A 2955-nucleotide genomic window follows, 5' to 3' on the forward strand; every position below is an offset into this window, starting at 1 on the left:
ATCGAGAAGCAACAAATATCAATCGATATGACAGATAACGATAAAACTGCTAATCAGTTAAAAGCTGATGATATACGCATGTTGAGTAATGAGGATTTACTAAAAAAGTATCCAAATGACTCAGTGATATATAATGCGATAGCGACCAAACAGGCGGCAACCTCCTTTGCTGAACATCGGCTTAAATCTGATAGCGCACAAAAACGCTTTGTCAGTGCCGCCATTGATAAATATGCCGAGAAAGTCGAAAAAGGAAAATTCACCGACGTGAGATTAAAAAATGAAGATCAGGAGTTGGATCGGTAGCATTACCGTTCAATCTCACTTTCATTTATCTGCTTTATGTTACCCTGGCTTTGTAATTGCTTTTTCAATTCATCATTTTGCGTTGTTAATTCTGGCATCGACACCAAAAAATCTTTTATCTGGTTTGCCATTTTCGGATTAGCACCACCGAAGAATTTTGCTAAATCCGCCCAAGCACCCCGTATTGTTTTCTGTTGTTCTGTAATTGTCTTTTTCCAAGGCTCTGGAATCACCTTGTCTGAAGTCATACTTTTCATGGCTTCAACAACTTTTGCTTTATCAGTGTAAGGGGTCTTACCCTTTTTTCTGATATGCAATATCGGCTGTTTCGTTGGTTTTTTAACGACACCTCGAACCCGCCTGGGCGTAGCTTCCGCTTCCACGCCTTGTACTCTTAACTCCTTCGCAAATTGCTCCCGCCATTTCTGAGGGTCGCCCTTTTTTATGTGTAGCCTACTTCCATCAAAGCCAAGGTTTTTAACAGTCAAATGCACATGAGGATGTTTTTCATCTTCATGCGCCACAAAAACATATTGATGATTGTCAGCAAATTGCGCTTTGGCAAATTCCCTGGAAGCGTTTTTAACTTTGTTTCTATTTGTCCCTGGCGGCATGGATAAAACAATGTTGGTTGTGTCACGGGTGTTTTTATTCCGTTTTCCCGCGTCGTTCATCCATTCTTTTGAAAGATTCTTAATGTCCCCTTTCTCTGAAATTATCTCTCCCCGTTCATTTTCTAATTCTAACTTTGCGTTGCGCCCAATGTAATCCAGGTGCGCTTTAATGTGTGCTTGCCCTTTACCAAAACCCGATATTTTAACCATGACCTCTGGCGTTCTTTTGGTGATCCGTGAGATTCGATTGGTCGCCCCGCCTTGCTGTTTAGCAACTTTGAAACGAACATCATCTGTAAACAGACCATCGAGATCATCGAATCCGGTGGATCGCGCCATCAGCGTTCCAGTTCTTCATCAATAAACGGCGCGGCTATTTCTTGAGCGCAGATATTCAGAAAATCTTTCATCTCCTCCATGTCCCCAGTGTTATAAAATCGGATCATGGCTTGGTTGTATTGCAGTTGGCTTCTCGCGGGAATTGATACAGGTAAGTGTCCTGATTCAAGCAATAAGCCATTCATCATTAATTGCCCTGTTCGCTTGTTGCCATCCCAGAAAAATTGATTAGCGGCTGATTGAAGAAAAAACTCATACGCATTATCGGGTGATTTTTTTAAATTTGTCCGGTCGATCAATTCTTGAAATAGGGCATAGAGTTTTTCGGCTTTTGGTGGAATGTAACTGGTTCCACCAATGAGCACATTACCATCCCTAAAATCTCCCACCGCCAGTGCCTCACCTTCTGCAATGCAGACATTAAGGTTTATAGCTGTTTCTTTATTGAGCTTAAATTCTTCGTTCTTTATCAGTTGGATCAGTTTTTTCCAGCCGTTGGATATACGCAAAACCTGCTCTTGATCTGAAAGCTTGTGTCCACCTACGGTTACACCATCCAGGAGCGTTTTAATTTCAGGGTAGGTAAAAGGGTTTCCCTCAAGCTTTGCCATATTGAAAACAAGACTGGAATGAATCTTGTTGGCAATGAAAAGCGCGTGTTTCTTTTGTCGGTTGGTTCCAGTCATTTCATTTTATGCTCCATCGGTTAGCTGATGCGGCAACATAGCTTGCTACCTCTTCAGTGTGGTCGTTGATGATGTTTTTCAGTTCAGGAAAAATCCTTGCATCAATGGAACGGATGTTTTCCAGTTCGATATTCACCGCCCTGGCTATTTGGTTTAGGTTTCTTCCAATCGCCGCCAGTTCTCGGTTTGATTCCCTCAGTGCTATGGAATCCGCTTTGGTCAATGCGGGTACTGCCTTCAAAGCCTGACGAATAACAGCGGTCGCCCAAGCCGTGCGAAAACTGAAGCCTTCGGATTTCGCACGTTGCTCTATCTCGTAAATTTCTTCCCCGTCCAATCGTAGGGTGAAATTCTGGCTTCCCTTTTTTTTAATTGGCTCCTGATCCTCGGTATTGCCGCCTAGTATTTTTCTTAAAAGCCTTCGTATCAGTTCGGCTTCTGTGATCCCTTGAGCTTTGCAAAAAGTGACAAGGGATGCTTTTTCTTGCTCTGTAAGTATTGCCTCTGTTTTAAGCATTGAAATCCCTTAAATAGTGAAAAGTCAAGGGGGGGGAGTGGGGACATATTAACATGAAAACATGTAAATACAAGCGGTACACGAATCCTGCCCTAGTCCCCACACCCCCTAAAAACTTCGTATATACGAAGTTTTGGTCTTTGGTCTATTTTATTGGGGCCGCCGCCCCAAACCCCGCCCCTCGCCGGGTGGCAGGGTTTGGGATTAAAAAACATCCCAACCCCTGCCAATAGGGTATTAACTACTTTCTGCATCAAGGACAATAACGGTATCCACACCCTACGCTGACGCTTCGGGTGCGGAGCCTCCGTGATTCTCCTTGACCCAGAAAATGGGGCGTTAAAAAGTGTATTGTGCAATACAAAAAAGAGGTGTTATGAAACCAACCGAAGAAGCCTATTCTCAGTTCCAATTCTAATGTTATTCAAGATCGACAAGTTTTAGAATCAATCCAAACGCTGCCAGCCATGGAGAGCGAAGCGAAGGCTGGTAG

At 43.2% G+C, this 2955-nt stretch carries 4 protein-coding genes; 1 reads left to right on the forward strand and 3 read right to left on the reverse strand.

Features of this window, described 5'->3' with window-relative positions:
* On the forward strand, positions 1 to 306 hold a 306-nt coding region (locus ACOCD2_RS15535; RefSeq protein ID WP_305803386.1), incomplete at its 5' end, for a hypothetical protein.
* Positions 307 to 308: 2 nt separating this feature from the next.
* Here ACOCD2_RS15535 and ACOCD2_RS15540 read toward each other — a convergent pair.
* From ACOCD2_RS15540 to ACOCD2_RS15550, 3 genes are read right to left on the reverse strand one after another with little or no spacing between them, the layout of a single operon-like run.
* Positions 309 to 1259, reverse strand: coding sequence for a relaxase/mobilization nuclease domain-containing protein (locus tag ACOCD2_RS15540; RefSeq protein ID WP_293652682.1), 951 nt, complete (start codon positions 1257 to 1259; stop codon positions 309 to 311).
* Positions 1259 to 1945, reverse strand: a complete 687-nt coding sequence (locus ACOCD2_RS15545; RefSeq protein ID WP_294117410.1) for a Fic family protein — start codon at positions 1943 to 1945, stop codon at positions 1259 to 1261. The genes ACOCD2_RS15540 and ACOCD2_RS15545 overlap by 1 nt, the downstream gene beginning before the upstream one ends.
* 1 nt (position 1946) lies before the next feature.
* Positions 1947 to 2462, reverse strand: a complete 516-nt coding sequence (locus tag ACOCD2_RS15550) for a plasmid mobilization protein (protein ID WP_419625774.1) — start codon at positions 2460 to 2462, stop codon at positions 1947 to 1949.
* Positions 2463 to 2955: the final 493 nt, after the last annotated feature.

It is taken from the genome of Thiolapillus sp. (assembly GCF_048562965.1).
GTDB lineage: Bacteria > Pseudomonadota > Gammaproteobacteria > Chromatiales > Chromatiaceae > Thiolapillus > Thiolapillus brandeum_A.

Coding starts and splice junctions, on each gene's coding strand:
- ACOCD2_RS15540 (WP_293652682.1), bottom strand. CDS start 1,259: ATGGCGCGATCCACCGGATTCGATGATCTCGATGGTCTGTTTACAGAT.
- ACOCD2_RS15545 (WP_294117410.1), bottom strand. CDS start 1,945: ATGACTGGAACCAACCGACAAAAGAAACACGCGCTTTTCATTGCCAAC.
- ACOCD2_RS15550 (WP_419625774.1), bottom strand. CDS start 2,462: ATGCTTAAAACAGAGGCAATACTTACAGAGCAAGAAAAAGCATCCCTT.